Here is a 21,702-nt window from a genome sequence, read left to right on the forward strand (position 1 = left end):
ATCACTGACTATCAGTCTTGGGTACAGTCCTGGGTATGACCGTTGAGCAACCTCCTGCCCCCCTTGAATCACGGCTCGGCTACCTCCTCAAGCACGCGCAGCAGCGGCTGGCCAGGGCCTCCGCCGAGGCGCTGGCGCCCTTCGGGATCGACGGGCACGAACTCGCGGTACTGGCGGTGCTCGCCGCCGAGGACCCGTTGTCGCAGGTCGAGGTGGCCGGAAGGCTCGGCGTGGACCGCACAACGATGGTGGCGCTCGTCGACGGCCTCGAGGACCACGGCCTGGTCGAGCGCCGCCGTAGCCCCCAGGACCGGCGCAAGAACATCGTGGAGCTGACCACCGCGGGCCGGGACTGTCTGCTCCGCGCCGAGCGGGCGCGCCGGGACATGGAGCGCCGCTTCCTCACCCCGCTGGACGAGGAAGCGGCCGCCACGCTCGTGCGCGCCCTGCAGATTCTGGTGGTGGAGGAGCAGCGGGTCACGGAGTGACCGTGTAGGTCTGCACGTCGAAGGTCTGCCCCAGGGAGTTGGTGGGCGCGACCGTCACCGAGGTGCCGTCCACCGTCACCTTCAGGAAGTGGTAGACCTGCGCGTCGTCCGTCGGAGCGGCCGCGGAACCACAGGCCGAGCCGCGGTTTCGGCTGTAGGACCAGCCGATCCCGTACGCGTCAGTGGGTGAGCAGCCGTTCTCGCCGACGGAGTGCACATCGGCGCCGCCGCCTCCGGTGACGTACGAGGCGATCCGTCTCGCGCCGGCGGTGTTGCGCTGATAGAGGTGCGAGTGGCCGTTGAAGACGAGGTCGACGCCGCCGTCCAGGAGTGTCTGCTCGACGTCCGCGAGGAAGGTGTCGCTCGGCTCGCTCGCGCTGTCGGAGCGCAGCGGGAAGTGGAAGAACGCGAACTTGGGCCCGGTCGGATGCGCGGCGAGGTCGGCCTTCAGCCACTCGTACTGGGCGGACCCGTTCTGCCAGTGGGCGTGCGCGTCCTGCTCGTAGATCGCGCAGTGCGAACCGCACGAACCACCCGTCGCGGAAGCGGTGTTGGAGTTCCCCCACGCCGTGTCGAGGACGTAGAAGCGGACACCGCCGGTCGTGAAGGCGTAGTACGTCGTCGGATAGCTGATCGCGGTCGAGCCGAGGTACGACGGATAGTCGACCATCGCGAACACGCCGCTCGACGCGGCCGTCAGAGCCGACTGCTTCCACACCGACAGATAGGTGGCCGTCATGCTGTGGTTGCCGACCGTGCCGAGGAGCGGGATGCGCATGCCGGGCTGGGCCCAGTAGGACAGGCCGAACCAGGAACTCACGTCGGGGCCGGTCTGGTTGAGGTCGCCGTACTGCGTCTGGGAGGTGCCCGGGTGGGTGTTGTCGCCGGTCTGCATGACGAAGCGCGCGCCGCTCGACCCGATCAGGCTCATCACGTTCGCCTGGTTCACGTTGACCGAGCCGTCATCGACGCCGCTGTTCGTGGTTTCGCCGGTGTCGCCGAGTACCGCGAAGGTGAAGGGCTCGGCCGAGGACGCCGAATCGGGTGTGGTGAAGCTCGGGGTAGCCAGGGAGCCGAGCAGGTCGGTTCCGGAGCCGGTGTAGACGCGATAGCAGAAGCCGGTGCTCGCGCTCAGCCCCGTGAGCGTCACCGAGTTGGCGTACTCGCGGGTGGACCCGACGGTGATCGGACTGCCGAGGGTCGCCGAAGTCGCCGTACTGGCATCGCAGTTGCCAAGTGGACCGTAGCGGACCAACCCCCGGCTCTGGGTCGTGGTCGCCCAGTTGACCTGGACCGAGGTGGTCGTCGCGTCCGAGAGATACGGGGCGCGCGTCAACTGCGGGTCGGCGCCCGGGAGGTCGGCGTGCGCCGGTGCCGCGAACGACAGCGCCGCACCCACCCCCAGCGCGAGGGCGAGCACGGCGTGACGTGTCCTCCTGATGCGGAGACCTCTGGTCGAGCCTCCGGTCATACCTCTGCTCATGTTCTTCTCTCCCTTCCTGTTCTGACCCTCCGCAGCCGGGCGAGGCCCGCCACCGCGCCCACCAGCAGTGCCGCGCATCCCACGATCCGTAGCAACCCCGGCCAGTAGCCGAGGTGTTGGTGCCGGGCAGCTCCCGAGGACACGGGTGGCACGGACGGCGAGGCGGAGGCGGACGCACCACGCAGCCGGCGCAGTACGTCGAGGGCCTGCGTACCGTGCTCCACGGACGGCTCCACATGTGAGTTCTCACTGAACTCGTTCCAGCTGATCAGCCCGAGCACATCCGGGCCCGAGGCCACGGCGGCCGCGTACTCGACACGCAGCGTCCGGCCCCCGTCGCGCGGCACCGATTTGGTGCCGCCCACCTTCCGTGCGTCGAAACCGGGCGCGAACGGTGCCATCCAGTAGCCATCCGCCCGGTGCACGGCCTTGGCCATGGCGCGCAGCTTCGTCCCGTGCCGGTCGTTGGTGTCGGGATTCACCGACGACCAGTAGTAGGCGTCCCCGTCGGTGACCCGCGCCAGCCTGCGGCAGCCCGCCGGGCTCTTCTCGGTGCCGAGGACGACCAGCCGTGACCGAACCGGCCCGGTGATCCGCGCGATGTCGGCGGTCGAGTACTCCCAGGTTCCGCTGAGCACGGTGAGCGGCTTGCCGTCGAGGCGGAAGAAGGCGGAGTCCCGCGCGTAACGGTCGCGCAGTAGCCGGAAGTCGGCTGCCACACGTGCCGTGGCCAGCGGTCGGCGGTGGAAGTCCAGGCCCTGATAGATGACCGCCACCTTGAAGTCCTGCGCTTGGGCCTCGGTCAACAGCAGGTCCAGCCGACGGTTGTTGACGGCACTGGACTTCCAGCTCACCACGAAACCGTCGACTCCGGCCGACCGCGCCCAGGCGATGTGCGTACGGATCACGGAGGCGTCGTCGCTCGAATACCGGCCCAGGCGCGGGTAGTCGGTCTTCGCACGCTGCCACGAGGAGCGCTGGAACCACTGGTAGTAGTACGCCAGGACCGGCGTCCGGTGCGGTGGCGCGATAGTGGGCGGCGGCGCCCGGTGGTGCGCCGCGGGCGCGGGCGTCGCCAGCAGCCCGGCCATCACCAGGGCCAGGACCACCGCCGACGCCACTCGTCTCACACCGCACCCCGCCGTTTGCGCAGCCTGCGCCCCGTGAGCAGCAGTCCGAGCGCAACCGTCGCCAACACTCCACCGGCCAGGGCGAGATCGGCCCGGCTGACCACCCGCACCTGCACCGACTGCGTCCGCGACAACCGGATCTGCTGCGCGGCCCGCAGCCCGTCGCCGCCGGTCACCTCCACCTCGTACTGACCGTGCGGCAGATCCCGCAGCGTCGCCGTCCGGTCGCCGCCGAAGGGTACGGCGCGTACGGTCCCGTCGGGCAGCGTCACCCGCGCGGTGCTCCCCGCTGCCGAACCGAACACGGCGTCCCGCGCCGAGACCGTCAGATCGTGGAAGGGCGTCGTGAAGGTGATCTCCCGGTCCTCGGCGGGACGGAACCGCTGACGTCCTGCGTCGACGGCGTTGGTGCCGTACGCGTCGGCCGACAGCAGTACGTATCCGACCCGCTGCGAGGTCAGCACGCTCTTGCGGTACACGGGCCGCAGCCCGTCCAGCCAGACCGGCCGGCCCACCGGGAGCCGCTGCGTACGCCCCGTGTCACTGCGTACGCTCACGTTCGGCACCAGCGCGCGGGGTACCGCCTTCCCGTCCTGGTCGACGCAGCGCAGCGTCACCCGGAAGCGCGCCGTGAACCCCGCCGTCACCGTGTAGTCCGCCCGCAGCGGCAGCCCGTCCACCGTGCGCAGGAACGCCTGGTCGGGATCCCGCTGCCCGGCCCACCGTGCGAAGCTGAACTTCCGATCGGAAGAGACCAGTTCACGGTCGTCGACCGCCAGGGTGTGCCCGCCGAAGTCGTGCGCACCGGTGAAACGGGCCGTCCCGTCCGCGCCGGTGACGGCCGTCCGGCCGTCGAACGCAAAGCGGACGCCCGCCAGTTGAGGCGCGGTGCGCACAGTGACGGTGACCGTGCTCGCCGCGAACGCGGGCGTCGACAGCAGACAGCAGCTCAGAATGACGACCACTGCGAGCGTCAACCACCTCATGACGTACGCCATTTGGGCCGCACCGCCCCCCACAGCAGCAGTGCCACCACGGCCGCGGCCCCGCCGTACACCGCGTACACGGGCACGGGCGAAGGCCGGTGCGCGACGGGAAGGGCGGCTTCGCGCGCGTCGTCCGGGATGAGTTCGGCACGCCGAGGTGGCGAGCCGAAGTCGAACGCGTCGGCCAGGCTCCGTACGTCGTCCGTCCGCCCGCCGAGTTTGCGCAGTCCCCAGTTGTCCTCCACGAACCGCAGTGCGCTCGCCGCCTCGAACTGGCTGTGCTGCACCTTGCCGCGCGCTGTGTACGGGCTGACCAGCAGTGCGGGCACCCGCAGACCGCGTCCGGCGGGAGGCTTCACATGGTCGTACCAGCCGCCCGACCCGTCGTAGGACCACAGCAGCGCCGAGGAGCGCCAGTACCGACTGACCATCAACTGCGAGGTGAGCTCCCGCACCAGCCGCTGACCCGCCGGGATCGATCGCGCGGACCGCTCGCCGGCGCCCGAGGACGCGATGTACGCGACCGCGGGCAGCGTGCCGCGCTCCAGGTCCCGGTAGTACTCGCTGAGATCGGTGATGTGGGAGTTGAGCTTCGGATCGTCGACGAAGCGCGGGATGTCCAGGAGTGGCACACGCACGGTCTGGGTGGCCGGGTCGGTGGGGGAGGTGGTGCGGTAGGTCTTCTTCGGATCGTAGTTCTGGACGTAGAACTTCCAGCTGACGCCCGCCTCTTCGAGCCGGTCGAAGACGGTCGGCCCGTCGAGGTCGGGGCCACCGGTCACCCAGTGTGCGCGGTTGGCGCGGGTACCGTCGAGCGAGGAGGCGAAGTAGTGATCGAAGAGTTCATAGCGGTCCGCCGCGTCCCAGTAGAAGGGCAGGTCCCGTCGGTCGTAGTGGCCCATCGCCATCCGCCCGTCCCGGCCCTGCCGCCCGAAGGCGGCGACGAAGGAGTCCATCCGTCCCCCGTTGTACTGCTGTTGGACCAGACGGGGCCCCGCTCCCGGCGACATGGGCGTTGCGTCGTGCAGCGGATAGGGCGCCACCAGTCCGTCGTCCGGATGCTTAGGGTTGATCGCCTGGCGGGCCCGCGCGGGCAGACCCTCGGCTCCCGGATACGTACCGAAGTAGTGGTCGAAGGTGCGGTCGCCCTGCATGAGGTAGACGAAGTGCTCAATCGGCGTGCTGGTATGGGGAGTTGAGGCCGATGCCGTTCCGCTGCCCGCGAGCAGCAGCAGGACCAGCGCGAGCAACAGGACCTTCATGACGCCCTCACCCGGTAGACGATCACGACCCGCACCCCGTCCGCGTTCCGCGCCGTGAACACCTCATCCCCGTGGTAACGCCCCACCAGCTCTTGGAACTTGGCGGTGAAGAAGGGCGTACGGCGAGCGGTGTACGCGTCCCAGACCAGGTACTGGAAGCGGCCGTCCCGCAGGGCGCGGTCGGGGTTCTCGACGGCCCGGTAGCTGGGGTTGCGGCGTGCCGGATCGGGTGAGACGGAGAGTGCGGAGACGGGCCGCAGCCCGTAGTACTGCACCACGTTCGCCATCGAAGGGCCGATGGCCAGCAGCCGCGCACCCTCGGGCGCGTTCGTACGCACCCACAGCCCTGCCTCGCGTCCGCCCGGCAGCCCGCCGGTCCCGGCCAGAAACCGGGTGCCGGTCTGCGGCGCGGTCCGCAACCAGGACGGAACGGCGAGCGAGACGACCACCAGGCAGACGGCGGCAGCGGCGGCGACTCGCTGTGCGCGCACGACCCGCGGGAACGAGGTGAGCGTACGTCCGGCCAGCACCGCGATGACGGGCGCGGCGGGCAGCAGATACTGAAAGCCCTTCACCGGCCAGACCGTGAAGAACAGCGCGGGCACGGCCACCCAGCACACCAGCAGCCGTTCCCGCCAGGTGTTCTCCCGCCGTAGCCACACCAGCCCGGCGACGGCGACCACGACCACCAACGGGCCCACTGCCCAGGGAACTTCGCGCGCATAGAAGTAGTAGGGGTGGTTGGCGTGCCGGAACATCTGCCACAGCAGATAGTTCCCGCCCGCCTTCGAGTGCCCGGCGACCGCCTGCGACAGCGGATGCGCCACCGCCACCACCACGATCGCCGTCAGCGCGGGCAGCAGATGGCGCCAGCGCGTGCGCACGGCCGGGGTCAGCGCGAAGAAGGCGTACAGCGAACCCAGGAAGACGATCGACGTCTCCTTGGCGAGCACGGTGAGCCCGAGCATGCCGCCCGCGGCCAGCAGCCAGCGTTGCGCGGGCGATTCGGCGTACCGCACGACGCAATACAGCGCACCGGTCGCGCACAGCGTCATCGGCGCGTCGAGCAGCACCTGGCGGCTCACCACGACGTGGTACGGCATGACAGCGAGCAGCAGCGCGGCGACGAGCGCGGCCCGCCGTCCGTACAGTCTGCGGCCCAGCCCGTACGTCATCGCGACCGTCACCACGCCCAGCAGCGCCGGCACCGCGCGCGCCGCCCAGTCACTCTCGTGCACCCGCAGCGCCATCGACATCAGCGACTGGAAGAGCACGGGATGCGCCCTGAACACCGGGAAGAGCAAACCGAGTTGGTCGTCCCCGGCAAGCGAGGCCGACGTGCCCGCGTACACCGCCTCGTCACTGTTGAACCCGGTGTCCGTCAGCCGGTACAGACGCAGAAACGCCGCGACGAGCAGCACCGCGGTCAGCGGTGCCGCGCGGCGCAGGGAGGCCCCGGCGCTGGAGGGGGCCGGCGCCGGGGTGGTGCGGGGCGCTCCCGAGGGGAGCACGGACCGTTCGGTCATGCGGCGGCGCCGGGCAGCAGTCCCCAGCGAGGCCACGCGTCGACCTGCACCTGCCCGTTGGGCCGCTCACCGGGTACCTGCGCGGTTTTCCGCTCCCCGGCCAGCAGCCGAGGGATCTCGTCCGCCCAGCCGAAGCAGTCCGACGCGAGGACGCGAGTGCGGACGCCGGAGAGAAACCCGGCGAGTATCTCCCGCTCACGGGCACGCAGTTCGGCGTGATCGAGACCGTCGATGCGCAGCGCCGGCGCGAGATAGCGGTACGGCGGAAAACCGTACGCGTCCTCGGTGTTGACCAGCATCCGCTCCAACGCCTCGGCAGAATCGAGGTCGTACAACGACGGCGCACCGCGTTCGATGACGAAGAGGTCCTTCACCTCTACGCTCGACCCGAGTCGGCAGGGCACGAGCCGGTCGACGCTGTACTTCGGCGGCGGCACCAGGATCTGGGTGATCGCGTTGATGCCCATGATCGGCAGGTTGAAGCGGGCCAGCATCAGCGCGATCGACCGGCCGCCCTTGGAGTGCAGCCGCGACTGGAGGTTGAGCCGGCGCCACTCCTTCTTGGTCAGATCCTCGGCGTGAACGGCGCGCAGGGTGTGCGCACTGATGGTGAGCGGCTTCGGGAAGCAGACCGCCCGCCCGGTGGGGTCCACCACGGTCATGTCGTCCGACAGGAACCGCCCGCCGTGCTCGCGCAGCAGCCGCAGTACGGTCGCGGTCTTGCCGGTGTCGGTCAGCGCGGACAACATCACGCCGTGCCCGTCGAGCTCGACACAGGCCGAGTGCAGCAGCATCCTGCCGCGTGAGATCAGCACGAATCGCAGCAGTGCCTCGACTACGTTCGTGTAGACGACATGCGGGGAGCGCGCGAGCAGCGGACCGACCTCTACCGTGATCGGCGGACCCAGCCGTACGCGGAAGTTGGCGCCGAACCGGCCCAGGTGCTCCTCGTAGCGCAGCGCCGCCGACTCGCCGCGGTCCTCCGTCAGCGCGGCCCGCCGCCGCGGCCTGCGCCGGCCGACGTCACCGACGCGCACCGCGATGTCGACCTCCGCGTCCGGGATCCACTGGGCGCGGAAGAACTCCAGCTCGGGCAGCCGGATTTGGGAGCCGATGGTGACAGTGCCTGCGACGTCGTACCGATAGGGCAGGTAGACGGAACGCTTGCGGCTGGGCACTTCAGCGCTCTCCGCGTTCGGATAAGGGTCCGGGTCCACCAACATCCGTACGGGATCACGCTGTCGGACCTTCGTCTCGCCGCCCCGGTAGATCATGCGGTCGCTGATCAGGAAGCGGAGGACGAAGAGGAGGACGAGCGTGAGGGCGTTGGCGGTCAGCACGCCCATGCCCGCGAGCACCAGCCACTGCAGCAGCGGCAGACGGGCGACGAGCAGCAGGTTGTTCATCGCGAAGAACCGGCCCGCTCGCCCGTACCAGGTGCCTTTCCGCTGCCCTCCGCGATATACGGCGGCGTCGGTGAGGACGAAATTCCAGGCGGTCGAGAACTGCGTGGCCAGGGCCGCGCCGACCAGGTGATGGACGCCGAGCAGATCGAAGAAGAGCCACAGTGCGGCCGTGTTCACCGAGACCCCGGACAGCCCGACCGCTCCGAACGCCGTCATCCGCAGCAGCTGCCGCTGTCCGCCCGCCACTCCGCGGCGCAGCCGCCCGACATGGCGTACGAAGGCGATTCCTTCCCGGAGGGAGGCCTTGGAGTGGCCCGCCTCGCGGGGCGCGAAGGTGTACGCGACCTCGGCGACCCGGGCCGCCGGGTGCCGTACCAGGATCTCCAGGAGGATCTTGAAGCCGACGGGCTGCAGCCGGTCGGAGTCGATCGCGTCCTTGCGGAAGGCGAACAGGCCGCTGAGCGGATCGCTGACGGTGGCGAGCCGACGCGGGAACGCCGCCTTGACCAGGCGTGTCGCGGTCGACGAGGTCGCCTGCCGACCGGCGCCCGCAAGCCCCTCGGACTGGCCGTTCCCGGCGTACCGGGTGCCGACAGCGATGTCGACGCCCTCCCGCATCGCCGTCCTGGCCAGCAGCGCCGCGGCTCCCGGCGGATGCTGCAGATCCCCGTCCATGACGAGGACCCAGTCGCCGCGTGCGACGCGGGTGCCGGCCACCACCGCACCCGACAGACCCCCTCCGCGCAGACCCGGCGGGCGGTGCAGCAATCGGATCGGGACACGGCTGCCGGGCGCGAGGGCGGAGAGCTCCTCGACCGTGCCGTCGTCACTGTCGTCCACGAAGAGGATCTCCGCGCCGAGCGGCGCGACCGCGGGTGAGAGCCGGTCGAGGAGCAGCGGAACGCTCTCCTGCTCATTGCGTGTGGGCACCAGGACGGTCAGCCGGGGCGCGGCACCGTCGCCGTGCGCACCGCCGCCGAGATCTTGGACACCGGGATGTTCCGGACGGTCCCCCTCGCGGGCATCCGTACGGGAATTGATGACGTGCGCCATGGAGTCCCCCCTGTACGCGTGCCCGCCGGCGGTACAGTGCGACGGACACCGAAACCGCCCGAGGGCACGGGCGGAGAAGTGAGCGGTGACCCTCGCGGCGTACGGTCTCGACGCGGCGCGGGGAGGTACAGGACGTGCCAGAGGTACGGGACGTACCTGGCTCCACGGTCAGGAGCGGAAGCCAGAGGCTAGCAGCGGGCGTGGATGGTTCGCCCAGCAGTCGGCTCGAATCCGAGGGTAATTAGCCTACTGTTAACCGTAGTTGGTCCCCGAATGCCCCATGAGTCACTCGCCGTCCCACCTGCCCCGGTCAGACGTAGTCAGATCTACGCATCTATTACATGGGGGTGAAAGTCTCCGCATTCTTCATGGAGACCCTGCTGAAGCCACGGTTCCGCGACAACCATGGGCCGCATGCCTTCCGACGAAACAGCATCCATACCGGAGGCCCCCACCGGTGCGCCCGGGGGCGCGCCGCCTTTCTCCGCGCGGGACCACACGGTCACCCTGATGGACGCCATGCGTGCGGTCCTGGCAATGATCGACGACCTGGAGGCGCTGAGAACCGAGAACCGCCAGCTCAAGGAGGCCATCGAGGGCCGCGCGCTGATCGAACGCGCCAAGGGCATCCTCATGGCCCGCCGCGGCTGCGACGAGGCGACCGCCTTCCAGATGCTCGTCGCCCTATCCCGCGAACAGCACCGCAAGGTACGGGCGGTGGCGGCGGACTTCGCCAAGGGGTCCGGGACGGGTGGGGTGTATCCGCTGATGTGAGGGCGGCCCGCGACGCGGGGCCCAGGGCTGGGAGCACCTCCGACTGGCTGTCAGGCGGCTTCCGATGCCCTGCCGGTCGGGTCGCAGGGCGAAGGCGAGGTCCGCCGCCTCGGGGGCCGTGCGCTCCACGGCCTGTGCCAGCAGCTCGCTGGCGCATTGGTGGCTCGCGCCGGTCCGCCGGAGCCACCAGCAGCAAGATCGTCGAGCCCGGCGAGCATGCGCCGCGTGACCTGGGGACGGCCCGCCGCGCAGCCCCGGAGCTCGGTGAATCCGAGATCGACCAGCTCGGCCCAGCCCGGCACGCGCTGGGCCAGTCGCACCTGCCCGCGCCGATCGTGGTGCAGCGAGGTGTCGAGCGGCCGGCCGGAGACGGAGGCCAGTAACTGCACGATGCGGGCAATAGCCTGTACGGCGGTGGTCGGGTCGTTCACGGCGGGCGACAGCGCGCGGAGCCCGATGCCGGCCAGCTGCCGTAGCCCGAACCCGAAGTCCTGGTGGAAGGTGCGCTCGACGCCGACGGAGACGGTGCCCTCCACGATCTCGGTGTCGACCTGCGACGCCACCGCCCACACCACGAAGCCCCGCATCATCGCCGCGGTGGGCGCGAACCAGAACGTGTCCCGAAGATGCTCCCGCCACGGTGACAATGCCCTGGGCCGTCGCCCTCCCCGCAAGCTCCCCGTAGCCGGCCAGTCACCTATGGTGAGACCCTAGGTGTACCCCTACGTCGTCCCGCGCATCCGCTCTGGCGACCCGGATACGCAGGTGAAAGGCACTCCGAAACCTTGGTATTGTTGTCCATGTCGCCGCGGGGAACACCCCCGGCCAGGCGGCAGACACCTAGTCCGGGTGGCGGAATGGCAGACGCGCTAGCTTGAGGTGCTAGTGCCCTTTATCGGGCGTGGGGGTTCAAGTCCCCCCTCGGACACAACCACTGACGATACGCAGATGAGGGCCTCGACCTGGTGGTCGAGGCCCTCGTTGCGTGTTCGTAGCTGATGGTGATGCCCAGGGCTTCGTAGAGTGGGCCCTTCTCGTTGGCGTCAACAGCGTGGATGTGCTGTGCCATATCGCCGAGCCTCTCAGTGATTGATCGGATCTGGTCGGCGGTGAGCTGTTGCTCTGTGTTCCGGGTGGCAGCGGGCAGCGCGTCGAGCTTCTTCTGTACCGCTTCTTTGTCTCGATGTGCCTCGTTGATCCATTGGGTGACGACGGCTGGGTCGGCTCCGGCTTCGAGCGCGGCCTGGTAGTGGGCGAGACGCCGCTCGCATTTCCTGCTGCGCGACCGGGACGGCAAGTGCGACGAGGTGTTCGACGCGGTCTTCAAGGCCGAGGAACTGGACGTGATCAAGAGTGCACCGCGGGCTCCTCGGATGAACGCACACTGCGAGCGTGTCATCCGCCGCGAGGTTCTCGACCGCGTCCTCATCATGGGAGAGGCGCATGCCCGACAGGTGCTTGCGGCCTACCAGAGGCACCACAACGAGCACCGGCCCCACCAGGCGCGCAACCAGCTACGACCCGATGCCCAGGAGCAGCCCGCCGCGATAGACACGGGGCCCCAACAAACTCAAGCGCACTCGGATCCTCGGCGGCCTCATCAACGAGTACAGATCCGCCGCGTGACCTGCGGCGACGACTTTTCGAGCGACAAAGAGTAGACGCTACACCTTTGCAGGAGTGGACTACATAGTCTCTGAACTGGGCTTTTCCGCCACGTAGGTACCGCGCTGGGGCACTGTGAAGACCTCCCCGGACTCCACCAGGACAGCGATGGCCCGCCGTACCATGCTGCGTGCAAGCCCGTATTGCTGCACCAGCTGAGTCTCAGAAGCGATCGCGCGGCCTGGGGCCCAATCTCCGCGCCGGATACGCGCACGCAGAATCTCGGCGAGCTGCCGGTACGGCGTGAGCGGGGCGCCGTGATCAATCTCCGCATCCGGATCAATGGCCATAGCTCGAAGCTAGGCGTACTCCTTCGTGGCGGCACTTTGAGATACGTCTAGAGACGTAGCGATACAAGGCGATACCATGCGCACACAGGAAGACCCCGGCGGGTGCGGCGAACACCCCCGGGGCGTGGCCGAACGCTGAAAAGGAGCGAACGACAATGCGAAGCGTACTGGCGCTGATTCTCAGCGCCCTACGGACCGTCCGTGGAAAGCGCTGGGCGGAAACCGTGCCGACGGCGCCGGTCCGACCCCTTCCCGCTCCGCGCTGCCAGCGTCCGGCGGATGTCATCGAGGCGGATTCCCTGCCGCTGGTCCGGCCGTACCTGGTGGCACACGAACAGGCGCAAGAAAGGCGGCGCCAGCGGGAGAGGCGGCGCGCGGCAGTACTGGCAGTCATGGGGCAGGACTACGTCCCGGCGGTGACCGCATGACCCACCTTCGACGCCTCCCGTTCAACGGGCCGGAAGGCAAGCCCGCGTACATCCCTGCGAACAACCCGGACGGTCCGCTCTCGCTGTTCGCAGACGCCATCGAGGCACAGCAATTAGAGGTAGGCACAGCAGTGTTGGCGCTGGTGTGCCCCATGCTGGATGCGACTCTGACCGCTGATGAGGGCATGTACATGCTGCGGCGTACGGCTGAATGCCTCCGCGACGCGCTAGACGTGGCGGAGTCTCGTGGCCAGCGGCTAGGACTGCCGGACGAACCGCTCTCGGGAACTGCCGCTGGGGTATTGAGCCGGGCACTGAAACGGTCGCTCCCTGACGCGCAGTGAGGGAGTGGAGGCGGCGAAGGCGCGTAGCAACTCGACCAGTCCTCAAAACGCGCAGAAGCCCCCCGTAGGTGCCCTGCGAGATTCGTAGGCATCAACCGGCTTCGTTGCTTCCTGGGAGGCTCACGGGGCAAAGCTGGCCGGGTTCTCCCCGAACAACTTGGTCCCCGGCGGGGCTTGACCGACCACGCGGGCCGGACCCCGGTCACGATGGGGCACGCAGGCCATGGTCGGGTCTGTGGTCGGGCGGGTCGGCCCGACCACGGACCCGACCATGGCCTGGACGCCGACCGGACTCAACACAGCCGGAGCGAACCCCTTCGGGGGTAATGGGGGGGCGGCAGAGCGACGTCTGGCGCGCTCGACTGCGCTCGCCGCGCCCGCGCGCACTGCCTGCGCAGACGGACGCACCCCACGCCGGCGGGAGCTGCGCATCGCCACCCGCGGTTCTGCATAGCGGAGGACAGGCGTCAGGGATTGGAATGCGCCTCCGTGCGTTCCAATCCGACTGCGCAGGATCCGCGACCGATTGCGCAGCCCCGTTGCGCACCACCGCCCGCGGATGCGCAATCGGGCTGCGCACCACACGCATGGCGGGATCGCGACGCGTGGTCGGCCCGACCACGGCAGGCATGTCGGCATGTTGCCGGATCGTGAATCGTGGTCGGGGCTGGTGGCCGTCAGTCTGGTCGGGGATGCCGGGTGAGCTGACGGCATGGTGCATATGCGCGCTCCCCACGTCCAGGCCGTAGCCTTCGAGACTGGGACACAGCAGTTTCGGGGTGGGGATCCGGTGTGGTGTGATTGCGGCCGATCAGTTCACCCCGAACGCCAAAGCCTTGTTCCGCCACTGATGACCTGGTGGGGAGTTTGTGCACGTAGGGGAGCGCGACGCTCTCAGCCTCGGCCCGCCCGAGATCTCACGAGCCCTCAGCTGCACCGGACCGCGCAGCCACGTCCGGGCTTTCGATGTTGCTGTCGACGAGTTCATCGCTATGGGCCGGATGACCGCGCCGAAGTCCTGACCAGGGTGGGAAAGTTCCTCACCGGCTTTGTGGCCGAGCCCCTCCTGGCCCAGGGACGGTCTGGTACGGGCGCTATGGCAGGGAACTTGGAGGCCGGGGTGGTGGCCGCCAGAAAAGCCGCTCAACAGTCGTCGGGGGAAGCCTGCAGCCCGAGAGGCCGATCGGTCTTGTATGCCCGACGCATCGGCGCAGTGAATTCCCTGTCCCGCACTATGACGACATCTGGAGGCTGGGTGAGTGCCTCCGCGTGGGACGACATCCTCCGATGGTGCGGTGGTTTATGCTCCCGACGTCTCGCTCAAGTGGACACCGTGCCGCTGTCCCGCAACATCTCTTGCGCCTTCTCCTGCGGCTACTCCTGCATCATCTCGTGCAACGTCTCTTGCACGAGCCCTTCTGGGAGGGGCAGTGTTTCCGCTGGTCAGCCATGGGTTTCGAGCTTGGTCGGGGGGCTGACATCCCCTCTGCAGCCGCTCTGCCCCACCCCGAATACGAATAGAAGGATGGAGGGACGGGGGTGTGGACGGCGCAGCGGCCTCGGGGATCGGGCGGCCATCTGTCCCTACGCGTCGGCTCCGCCGCCGCGCACGGCCGTCTGCTGACGGCCGCGGTGGGCATGAGCCCGGCGTTGTCCGGGAAGCGGTCCCAGGCCGTGGTGGTGCGCGTCTCCGGTGTGCGGGGTGAGTGACGAGGTGGCGCCGCTGGCCGGCAAGAGCATGCCGAGGTCGACGAAGTGCTTGCCAGGCTCTGACGGACCGGGGTGGGGCCGGGACACGAGCGTTGGAGTTGATGTGGGATGCGCGCCGGGTCCTGGCCGACGCGGGGCTGGAGCGGCCGGCGGCGCCGAGTCGTGTCTGCGGGGAGCGGTCGACGCGCTGCTGAACATGCCCGGCGCCCCCGGCAGCGCCGGGCTCCGGCCGCCTCACCGCCCCCTCGGAGCCCTGATCGCGGCCGCGCGCACCGCTGGCTTCCGCTACCTGCAGCACATCGTCGTCGCCTACGCCCACCCGGACGGCGACCAGATCGCGCCTGCGCCGCCCTCGGATGCCTCCCAGGGCGTCACCCACAGGGTTCGGTGCGGGCGATGACGTTGTCGAGGGTCTCGAACTCGCTGAGCGCGCGGGATCCGGTGACTCTGGTTTCAGATCAAGGTGCGTCCAGGGGTTCACGCCCGCAGGTATGTATCCAGCGCTCCATGGTGGAGTTCATCCGAGGTACCTGGATGGCGGTGGTTGCGAGCTTCGGGCCGGGGTCGGCCAGGGCGTCGAAGGCGGCCGTGAACCTTCGAGTTGCAATCCCGAATCAGGAATCTGGCCCTGTTGTCTGCATGCTCAAGATCCGTGTGAGGGTGGTGAACTTGGGTTTGGTCTCCTGGCGCTGCGGGATCGGCTGATCTTGCAGCTCGAGCCGTCCTTGTGCGATCACGGCCGTATCGTCAGTGGTCAACTCCCCCCTCGGACACTCGCAACTCGCCGTAACGATACGGAAGCGAGGGCCTCGACCTTACGGTCGCGGTCCTCGTCGCGTTTTCGTAGGCGATCGTGATGCCCAGGGCCTTTAGAGCGGTGTGCGTGCCGAAAGGGCCGTCCGTGCTGGTCAAACAGCGTGTTGGTACTCGTGGAGAGTGCCGTTGAGGCGGTCATGTCGGCGTATGTCGAGGCGGACGATTTGTCCTGGGTCGGTGATCGGGTCGGGGAGTGCGCACAGTGGGGCGGCTGCCTGCGGTGATCGGTGGGTCCGGTGCTCGTTGTAGTGCGACTCGTACTTGCGCAGCGCGTGGCGGAGGTGGCGCTTGCCCCAGATGAGGGTGCGGTCGAGGAGTTCGCGGCGCAGGCTGAGTACCCACCGCTCCATGATCGAGTTCATGCGCCCCCAGAGAACAGAACTCCGCGCACGTGATGTTGGTCCGGGCAGGTCTTGAGCCCGGAGTAGTCAAAGGGTGCTGCTGTCGGCAGTGTCTCTGCGGGCGTCAGCGGGCTTCCCTGGGTTGGCCGGCGCGTTGGTGGGAACGAAGGAGCCCCCGGCTGATCGTCGTGCGGGGTCCGGAGCCCGCGGCCTCGTCGCGCGGTCGGGAAGAGGCACCATGCTGAGGGCCGCGCGGGTGATTGTTCTGACGACCAGTCCACCGGAAAACCCCTCGTCCCAGCGAATCGGCATACTGTCCCAATGCGGATGCAGCAGAAGATTCCTGCCTTGATCCACCAAACCTGGAAAGACACCGATGTACCCCCGGAATGGGAGGCGTGGGCCGACTCTTGGCGTCGGAGCCATCCTGGCTGGGGGTACCGTTTGTGGACCGACGCGGACAATCGCGCATTCCTCCAGGAGCACTATCCGTGGTTCCTGCCCGTCTACGATGGCTATCCAGAAGCGATCATGCGGGCCGACGCAATTCGCTATTTCCTGCTCGACCATTTCGGCGGGCTCTACGTCGATCTGGACTTCGAGTGCCTCAGCCCCGTCGACGACATCCTGGACGGGCACGAACTCGTCCTCGGCTGCGAACCGGAGGCGCACACACGGCTACTGCTGGCCCGCCAGCGCGGATTCGGCCGCATCGTCGGCAACGCGTTCATCGCGTCACGGCAGGGCCACCCCTTCTGGGCACACGTGCACCAACAGTTGGTAGGCTCCCACAAGTCGCCCAGTGCGCTGGACGCCACAGGCCCTTTCTTCCTCACCAGAGCGGTCGACAGCGTCCCGGATCCTGCCTCGATCACGGTCCTCGGTTCGGAGGTCCTCTACCCCGAGGTGAGCCCGTACGCGGCAGAACTGTTCGGCCCTCAGAATGCCGACTACGAACGTGCCTGCGCCGTGCACCACTGGTCCGGCAGCTGGGTGGCAGGCACCCCCGTGGGCCCACGGACCTCCGTCGGCAAGCGGTTCCCGTTCTGGGCGAGCCAGGAGCTGCACCCCCTCGCCGACGGCATGCTCAGCCTTGACGCGCAGCGCCGCCGCTGGGCCTCGGGCGCGCCCGCGCCGACGGTGTCATGCCTGATGGTGACCAAGGATCGCTCGTCGACGGCCCGTCGCGCGATCAGGTGCTTCCGTGCGCAGACCTACCCGAACCTGGAACTGGTCGTCGTCGAGGACGGTACGGACGACGCCCTCGAACGACACATCCGCGAGCAGGGCGACCCGCGGATCCGCCATCACCGACTCCCCCCGGAAGGGCGGCCGTTGGGCGAGCTGCGCAACGAGGCGGTGGACCGGGCGACCGGGCCCTACGTATGCCAGTGGGACGACGACGACCTGTATGACCCGGAGCGGGTCGAGACACAGATGGCTGCGATTCTTGCGCTGGGAGTCGACGCCTGCTTCCTCGCCCGTGAACGGCTGTGGTGGCCCGCTCGGCGCAAGCTCGCGATCTCCTGCGCGCGCGTCTGGGAGGGGTCGTTGGTGTGCGCCAAGGATCGGCTGCCGCGCTACCCGGCACTGCGTCGGGGCGAGGACACGCCGGTGGCGGAAGGGGTGGTTCGCAGCTGCCGGGTGGTGTCGGTCGACGCGCCCGAGCTGTACACCTATGTGTGTCACGGCAGCAATACGTTCGACGAGTCCCATTTCGCGGAGCACTTCGACGTGGCGACCGAGATCTGGGCCGAACCCGGCGCCTACGCCGAGCGATTGCAGGCCATGGCGACCCGGATGCCGATCGAGCCGAAGGACATCGCCCACGCCGAGACGGGCCCCGCAGCCGCCCTGGCCTGCGCCCAAGGACCGCAGACGGCCGTAGAGCCGGCCCCGGGCCCGGCAAGCGAGCGGCCACGGGTGCTGGTGCTCACCCCCGTCAAGGACGCGGCCGCATTCCTGCCCCGCTATCTGGAGAGCCTTCGCGCCCTGGACTACCCGCGCGAGGCGATCTCCCTGGGCCTGCTGGAGGGCGACAGCAGGGACACGACACGAGAACTGCTCCAACAGGTCCTGCCCGGCCTTGAGCCGGAGTACCGGCGGGTCACCCTGGTGCACCGCGACTTCGGCCTGCAGTTGGAGGGCCCCCGTTGGGAGCCGGGCGTTCAGCGCCGACGCCGGTCGGTGCTGGCCAGAGCTCGCAACCATCTGCTCTCCCGGGCCCTTGCCGACGAGGAGTGGGTGCTGTGGCTCGACGTCGACGTCACCGACTATCCGGCCGACCTGATCCAGCGTCTCCTCGGAGCGCGCAAGGACATCGTCGTCCCGCACTGTGCCACCACGGCGGGCGGACCCACGTACGACCTCAACACGTTCGTCCTTCACCGCAGGGCCAGCACGCTCAACTGGTCCCAATGGCTTCGCGACGGCATCCTGCAGCCCCCCAAAGGGTTCGGCCGGACCTACCTCGAGGAGTTGCGCGGACAGGGGCTGGTCCGCGTCGACTCCGTGGGTGGCACGGCACTGCTGGTTCGCGCCGACCTCCACCGTGACGGCCTGGCCTTCCCGTGCTTCCCGTACCAGCACCTCATCGAGACCGAGGGCCTGGCCGCGATGGCCCGGGACATGGGCACCACCTGCTGGGCCCTGCCCGACCTCGAAGTGCTGCATCCGCTCCACGTCCCGGACCCGGCGGGCGTCGGGGCCATGTCCCCGTCCTGACCGACGCGGCCGGGTGCACCGTCCTGGCCGACGACTCCAGCACTTGGAGTAATCATTTTGACACGGAAAGTAAGCAAATCTTACGGTGGCGCCACTGCCCCGGTCGCGGAACGTACCGGCCTTGCAGGGCAGCTCCCCCCTCGAAAGAGAGGCCCCACCGTGAAAGCCCGTGTCATATCCTCGCTGGCCCTTCCCGCCGCAATGGCAACCGCCGGACTGCTGAACGGCGCAGAGGCGGCCTATGCCGCAGCCCTCGCTTCGGACTCGCTCGCCACGTCGGCGACATACGGGCACCCGGAGCAGGCGATAGGCGGCGTCGCCGTCACCTCCGGGTCCGAGTACCCCTGCACGCCCATCGGCAACATGACCATCACCGACTACGGCCACTGCTGCACGCCCATCGGCAACATCACCATCACCGACTACCACCACTGCTGCACGCCCATCGGCAACATCACCATCACCGGCTACCACCACTGCTGCACGCCCATCGGCAACATCACGTTCTGCGACTACGGACACTACGGGCACCTGTACCCCTTCAAGGACTAGGAGCGTCGACGGCGCTCCACCACGAGTGGGTGATCCGGCGGGTCTACTGCGACACGGCCATCCAACAGGGCCCGAGGGGGGCCGCCGGGACCCGGCAACACGGAATCCTGCCCACCCGTTATCGCTGGAGCCTCTTCGGCCCGCTCCCGTCCTGCCCCGCCCTGTCCCTTCCCGTTCCCGTTCCGAAGCGAAAGATGGCGCATGCCCCAGAGATCCGATCCCGTGGTTTCGGTGGTCATCCCGTGCCACAACTACGCCCGCTATCTGCCCGAGGCAGTGTCCAGCGTCCTTGCCCAGACGTTCGAGGACTGGGAATTGGTCATCGTCGACGACGGCAGCACCGACAACACGGTCGAGGTGACCGAGGGCCTGATCGCCCGGCACCCCGACAGGGGCATCAGATTGCTCCAACAGGCCAATGCCGGGGTCTCCGCCGCACGCAACACCGGAATCGAGGCAGCCGCCGGCCGCTACATCCTTCCCCTGGACGCCGATGACATGATCGCGCCCACGATGCTGGAGAAGACCGTCGCGGTGCTCGACAGCGATCCCGAGGTCGCCATCGCCTCAACCGACGTGTTCACCTTCACCGACGACGATCTGCCCCCACAGGTGATGCCTCTCCCCGCTTACAGCAGAGAACTGCTGCTCCAGCGACTGATCATGTTCTACTGCTCGCTGTACCGCCGTGAGGCGTGGCAGACCGTGGGCGGGTACGACGAGAACATGCGGGCCGGAGAGGACTGGGACTTCTGGCTCGGCTGTGCCGAGCACGGCTTCGATGCGTACCACATCCATGAGCCGCTGTTCGGGGCGCGCAACAAGGACACCGGACTGCACCTGGAAGCCGCCGAGAACGACCTGGCCATCCGGGCCCGGATCGTGGCCAACCACCCAGACCTGTTCAAGCCGATCACCCGCGGCTGGGCACACGCCGTGCTGAGCCAGGACGCGGAAGCCTGCCTGCGGGACGAGAACGTGCCCGACGACATCCTGACCCGGGCTGCCGAGATGGACCAGTTCCTCGCCGCGGTCATGGCACTGCAGAGGACCACGCGGGTGCAGTACTACCACATCCGGCGCATGGAGAAGGCGCTGGCCGCTCACAGCGGAACCGCCAACCCGCCCAGTCAGGGAAGGGAAGAGGCGCCGACGGCATCCGCCGTGTGACGTGGTGCGGGGAGCGGCGCTTCCCCGCACCCGCGTCCTGCCGGGCAGCCAGTTCGCCTTCGTACGCGCGGTTGAGGGCCGCGTGTCTGGCCTTACCGTGGATATGCCTGAGTGAAGATCGGTGTTGAAGCGGTGCGCGCCCGACGCCCTGACGGCCGTAGTTCACCGGTCCCACGGGTCCGCCGCCCGAGACCGGACGGCCCTACGGTTCAGCTCGTCGAGGTCTGACGCCGTTGTCCTTGATGTATCCAGGCGATGACGTCGAAGACGCGCAGGATCCCGATGTCCTCGCCGATACCAGCCTTGTGACGCAGACGGATCAACTGATCGCGGAGGGCGCCGTTGTCGGCCCGCAGTGCTGCTGTCAGCGCCGCCCAGAAGGAGTGATCCGTCTTCGGGCGCTCGAAAAGTTGCTTGACGCGGATGTCGTAGACCGGGACCAGGTGGGGCCGCTTGCGGGCCAGGAGCTTGCCCGCGATGACCGGGCCGCTGCCGTCAGGCTTCTTCTGCTGGTTCGTTGTTCTGTCGGCCAGGCGTTCCCACAGCTCCCACGCAGGCCCACCCTTCGCCATGAGTGGATCGCTTGCCGGATCTTCCAGCCGGGCGTCGCGAGGGATCAGTGACAGCAGGCGCGCCCACTGCCCGTCGGGGTCGGTCAGCAAGTTGATCGCCCCATGGGGCTTGAGTGAGACTCCAAGCATGGTGATAGCGACCAAGTCGTTGCTGTCGAAGCGGTTCGCGGAGTGCTCGGCGTCCCCGCCACCGCCCAGGCGCTCGAAGTGCGCGCCCGAGTAGAAGAGGTCGCCGCTCGAGCGGCGGCGAGTGAAGTACTCGACCAGTGGGCGCACTGCCTTCTCGTCGTCCCAATAAATCTCTGGGATCCTCAGTCCGATCACCGTGAAGCCCCCAAGTCACCCTGCTGCTGGCGATGCGCGCGGTGCACGGTACACCGGCTGGGACCTCGTGCGTGCCTGACAGCGACTACGGCGGCTCAGCGATAGGGCCAACTGCGCGGCGAGCCCGGCCTGGTGAGGAGCAGCCGCGAGCACGGCATGCTCGTCAGTGGCGGCTCGGACACTCCGCCCATGCGACCTGAATCCCCGGCGGCGCTTTGCCTCACCCGTCTATGTGCCTCACCTGTCGGTGATCTCGGAGAGCCAGGCCGTGTCCTCCGGGCCCGGCGCTTCGGGGTCTGGCGCGGGCAGCCGGCGGACTGTTCCCGTGCGCAGGGCGACCGTCGCCCGTGGCCGCATCGGCCCGTCGCCCCTGCGTGAGAGCAGGACGAGTTCCCAGACTGTCGCCGTCATGGCGTCGAGCCGGGTGGCGCAGTCGGCGGTGACCCGCCGCGGATCCCGGGTCCGGCCCAGAGACAGATGTGGGGCGAAGTTCTTGGCGGGCCCACGACAGCGCGGGAACCGCTGCCGCAGTACGCGGTGCAGGTCCGCCCACGGCGCCTTGCCGGCCGCCGTCGGGTCGAGCCACACGGTGAAGTACGCCTTGTGCCGGAAGGTGCGCACCCCGTCCAGCCGGGCGGTGAAGACCGGCGTCTCGGCC

The 21,702-nt window shown here is 68.7% G+C and carries 18 protein-coding genes, 1 tRNA gene and 2 pseudogenes; 9 read left to right on the forward strand and 12 right to left on the reverse strand.

Features of this window, described 5'->3' with window-relative positions; genetic code table 11:
- The first annotated feature begins 35 nt into the window (after nt 1-35).
- Nucleotides 36-488: a MarR family winged helix-turn-helix transcriptional regulator gene (locus ACZ4RZ_RS25285; RefSeq protein ID WP_467747779.1), complete on the forward strand. Its 453-nt coding sequence runs from the start codon at nt 36-38 to the stop codon at nt 486-488.
- Here ACZ4RZ_RS25285 and ACZ4RZ_RS25290 read toward each other — a convergent pair.
- Genes ACZ4RZ_RS25290 through ACZ4RZ_RS25315 form a run of 6 tightly spaced genes read right to left on the reverse strand, consistent with a single transcriptional unit; the run spans nt 478 to nt 9,334 of the window.
- The gene (locus ACZ4RZ_RS25290; protein WP_467747781.1) at nt 478-1,971 is read right to left on the reverse strand and encodes a metallophosphoesterase family protein; all 1,494 of its coding nucleotides are present in this window, start codon (nt 1,969-1,971) and stop codon (nt 478-480) included. The genes ACZ4RZ_RS25285 and ACZ4RZ_RS25290 overlap by 11 nt on opposite strands.
- Nucleotides 1,968-3,101 carry an endo-1,3-alpha-glucanase family glycosylhydrolase gene (locus tag ACZ4RZ_RS25295; protein WP_467747782.1) on the reverse strand — a complete coding sequence of 378 codons (1,134 nt, stop codon included), beginning with the start codon at nt 3,099-3,101 and terminating at the stop codon, nt 1,968-1,970. Before ACZ4RZ_RS25295 ends, ACZ4RZ_RS25290 begins: the two co-directional genes overlap by 4 nt.
- Complete coding sequence (locus tag ACZ4RZ_RS25300) at nt 3,098-4,087, reverse strand: hypothetical protein (protein WP_467747784.1); 990 nt, start codon at nt 4,085-4,087, stop codon at nt 3,098-3,100. Before ACZ4RZ_RS25300 ends, ACZ4RZ_RS25295 begins: the two co-directional genes overlap by 4 nt.
- Nucleotides 4,084-5,349, reverse strand: coding sequence for an alkaline phosphatase family protein (locus ACZ4RZ_RS25305; protein ID WP_467747786.1), 1,266 nt, complete (start codon nt 5,347-5,349; stop codon nt 4,084-4,086). Before ACZ4RZ_RS25305 ends, ACZ4RZ_RS25300 begins: the two co-directional genes overlap by 4 nt.
- Nucleotides 5,346-6,875: an ArnT family glycosyltransferase gene (locus ACZ4RZ_RS25310; RefSeq protein WP_467747788.1), complete on the reverse strand. Its 1,530-nt coding sequence runs from the start codon at nt 6,873-6,875 to the stop codon at nt 5,346-5,348. The genes ACZ4RZ_RS25305 and ACZ4RZ_RS25310 overlap by 4 nt, the downstream gene beginning before the upstream one ends.
- On the reverse strand, nt 6,872-9,334 hold the full coding sequence (locus ACZ4RZ_RS25315) for a glycosyltransferase (protein ID WP_467747790.1): 2,463 nt from the start codon (nt 9,332-9,334) through the stop codon (nt 6,872-6,874). Before ACZ4RZ_RS25315 ends, ACZ4RZ_RS25310 begins: the two co-directional genes overlap by 4 nt.
- 414 nt (nt 9,335-9,748) lie before the next feature.
- Here ACZ4RZ_RS25315 and ACZ4RZ_RS25320 point away from each other — a divergent pair, with 414 nt between their 5' ends.
- The gene (locus ACZ4RZ_RS25320) at nt 9,749-10,108 is read left to right on the forward strand and encodes an ANTAR domain-containing response regulator (protein ID WP_467747791.1); all 360 of its coding nucleotides are present in this window, start codon (nt 9,749-9,751) and stop codon (nt 10,106-10,108) included.
- A gap of 60 nt (nt 10,109-10,168) precedes the next feature.
- Here ACZ4RZ_RS25320 and ACZ4RZ_RS25325 read toward each other — a convergent pair.
- Nucleotides 10,169-10,635: pseudogene (locus ACZ4RZ_RS25325) on the reverse strand (DUF2254 family protein); the annotation flags it as partial.
- 316 nt (nt 10,636-10,951) lie between these two features.
- On the opposite strand from ACZ4RZ_RS25325, the gene ACZ4RZ_RS25330 reads away from it, so the two are divergent.
- Nucleotides 10,952-11,036: transfer RNA gene (locus tag ACZ4RZ_RS25330), tRNA-Leu, on the forward strand.
- Here ACZ4RZ_RS25330 and ACZ4RZ_RS25335 read toward each other — a convergent pair.
- Nucleotides 11,001-11,459: a hypothetical protein gene (locus ACZ4RZ_RS25335; RefSeq protein ID WP_467747835.1), complete on the reverse strand. Its 459-nt coding sequence runs from the start codon at nt 11,457-11,459 to the stop codon at nt 11,001-11,003. The two genes, ACZ4RZ_RS25330 and ACZ4RZ_RS25335, sit on opposite strands and share 36 nt — an antisense overlap.
- A 22-nt stretch (nt 11,460-11,481) precedes the next feature.
- On the opposite strand from ACZ4RZ_RS25335, the gene ACZ4RZ_RS25340 reads away from it, so the two are divergent.
- A complete protein-coding gene (locus ACZ4RZ_RS25340) occupies nt 11,482-11,769 on the forward strand; it encodes an integrase core domain-containing protein (RefSeq protein ID WP_467747831.1) in 288 nt (95 codons plus the stop codon).
- Between the two features lie 24 nt (nt 11,770-11,793).
- Here the strand turns inward: ACZ4RZ_RS25340 and ACZ4RZ_RS25345 are convergent, their stop codons facing one another.
- A complete protein-coding gene (locus ACZ4RZ_RS25345; RefSeq protein ID WP_467747793.1) occupies nt 11,794-12,063 on the reverse strand; it encodes a GntR family transcriptional regulator in 270 nt (89 codons plus the stop codon).
- Nucleotides 12,064-14,374: 2,311 nt separating this feature from the next.
- Between ACZ4RZ_RS25345 and ACZ4RZ_RS25350 the strand changes: the two genes are divergently transcribed.
- Nucleotides 14,375-14,545, forward strand: a complete 171-nt coding sequence (locus tag ACZ4RZ_RS25350; protein WP_467747795.1) for a hypothetical protein — start codon at nt 14,375-14,377, stop codon at nt 14,543-14,545.
- A gap of 196 nt (nt 14,546-14,741) precedes the next feature.
- Entirely contained in the window at nt 14,742-14,945 is a 204-nt protein-coding gene (locus tag ACZ4RZ_RS25355; protein ID WP_467747797.1) for a hypothetical protein, read from the forward strand.
- Nucleotides 14,946-15,453: 508 nt separating this feature from the next.
- On the opposite strand, the pseudogene ACZ4RZ_RS25360 reads toward ACZ4RZ_RS25355, so the two are convergent.
- Nucleotides 15,454-15,726: pseudogene (locus ACZ4RZ_RS25360) on the reverse strand (integrase core domain-containing protein); the annotation flags it as partial.
- Between the two features lie 303 nt (nt 15,727-16,029).
- Here ACZ4RZ_RS25360 and ACZ4RZ_RS25365 point away from each other — a divergent pair.
- The 3 genes from ACZ4RZ_RS25365 (at nt 16,030) to ACZ4RZ_RS25375 (ending at nt 20,148) form a co-directional block, all read left to right on the forward strand.
- Nucleotides 16,030-18,426, forward strand: coding sequence for a glycosyltransferase (locus tag ACZ4RZ_RS25365; protein WP_467747833.1), 2,397 nt, complete (start codon nt 16,030-16,032; stop codon nt 18,424-18,426).
- 201 nt (nt 18,427-18,627) lie between these two features.
- Nucleotides 18,628-18,978: a hypothetical protein gene (locus ACZ4RZ_RS25370; RefSeq protein ID WP_467747799.1), complete on the forward strand. Its 351-nt coding sequence runs from the start codon at nt 18,628-18,630 to the stop codon at nt 18,976-18,978.
- Nucleotides 18,979-19,179: 201 nt separating this feature from the next.
- The gene (locus ACZ4RZ_RS25375; RefSeq protein WP_467747800.1) at nt 19,180-20,148 is read left to right on the forward strand and encodes a glycosyltransferase family 2 protein; all 969 of its coding nucleotides are present in this window, start codon (nt 19,180-19,182) and stop codon (nt 20,146-20,148) included.
- Between the two features lie 209 nt (nt 20,149-20,357).
- Here the strand turns inward: ACZ4RZ_RS25375 and ACZ4RZ_RS25380 are convergent, their stop codons facing one another.
- Both ACZ4RZ_RS25380 and ACZ4RZ_RS25385 read right to left on the reverse strand, forming a co-directional pair.
- The gene (locus tag ACZ4RZ_RS25380) at nt 20,358-20,996 is read right to left on the reverse strand and encodes a DUF6308 family protein (protein ID WP_467747802.1); all 639 of its coding nucleotides are present in this window, start codon (nt 20,994-20,996) and stop codon (nt 20,358-20,360) included.
- A gap of 285 nt (nt 20,997-21,281) precedes the next feature.
- On the reverse strand, nt 21,282-21,702 hold a 421-nt coding region (locus tag ACZ4RZ_RS25385), incomplete at its 5' end, for a 2'-5' RNA ligase family protein (protein WP_467747804.1).

It is taken from the genome of Streptomyces sp. NPDC027189, from assembly GCF_055566975.1.

Excerpts from the sequence above, each read along its gene's own strand:
- ACZ4RZ_RS25340 (WP_467747831.1), top strand. The coding sequence starts at position 11,482 with ATGAACGCACACTGCGAGCGTGTCATCCGCCGCGAGGTTCTCGACCGC.
- ACZ4RZ_RS25300 (WP_467747784.1), bottom strand. The coding sequence starts at position 4,087 with ATGAGGTGGTTGACGCTCGCAGTGGTCGTCATTCTGAGCTGCTGTCTG.
- ACZ4RZ_RS25375 (WP_467747800.1), top strand. The coding sequence starts at position 19,180 with ATGCCCCAGAGATCCGATCCCGTGGTTTCGGTGGTCATCCCGTGCCAC.
- ACZ4RZ_RS25370 (WP_467747799.1), top strand. The coding sequence starts at position 18,628 with ATGGCAACCGCCGGACTGCTGAACGGCGCAGAGGCGGCCTATGCCGCA.
- ACZ4RZ_RS25355 (WP_467747797.1), top strand. The coding sequence starts at position 14,742 with ATGCCCGGCGCCCCCGGCAGCGCCGGGCTCCGGCCGCCTCACCGCCCC.
- ACZ4RZ_RS25345 (WP_467747793.1), bottom strand. The coding sequence starts at position 12,063 with ATGGCCATTGATCCGGATGCGGAGATTGATCACGGCGCCCCGCTCACG.
- ACZ4RZ_RS25285 (WP_467747779.1), top strand. The coding sequence starts at position 36 with ATGACCGTTGAGCAACCTCCTGCCCCCCTTGAATCACGGCTCGGCTAC.
- ACZ4RZ_RS25305 (WP_467747786.1), bottom strand. The coding sequence starts at position 5,349 with ATGAAGGTCCTGTTGCTCGCGCTGGTCCTGCTGCTGCTCGCGGGCAGC.
- ACZ4RZ_RS25290 (WP_467747781.1), bottom strand. The coding sequence starts at position 1,971 with ATGAGCAGAGGTATGACCGGAGGCTCGACCAGAGGTCTCCGCATCAGG.
- ACZ4RZ_RS25310 (WP_467747788.1), bottom strand. The coding sequence starts at position 6,875 with ATGACCGAACGGTCCGTGCTCCCCTCGGGAGCGCCCCGCACCACCCCG.
- ACZ4RZ_RS25320 (WP_467747791.1), top strand. The coding sequence starts at position 9,749 with ATGCCTTCCGACGAAACAGCATCCATACCGGAGGCCCCCACCGGTGCG.
- ACZ4RZ_RS25315 (WP_467747790.1), bottom strand. The coding sequence starts at position 9,334 with ATGGCGCACGTCATCAATTCCCGTACGGATGCCCGCGAGGGGGACCGT.
- ACZ4RZ_RS25365 (WP_467747833.1), top strand. The coding sequence starts at position 16,030 with ATGCAGCAGAAGATTCCTGCCTTGATCCACCAAACCTGGAAAGACACC.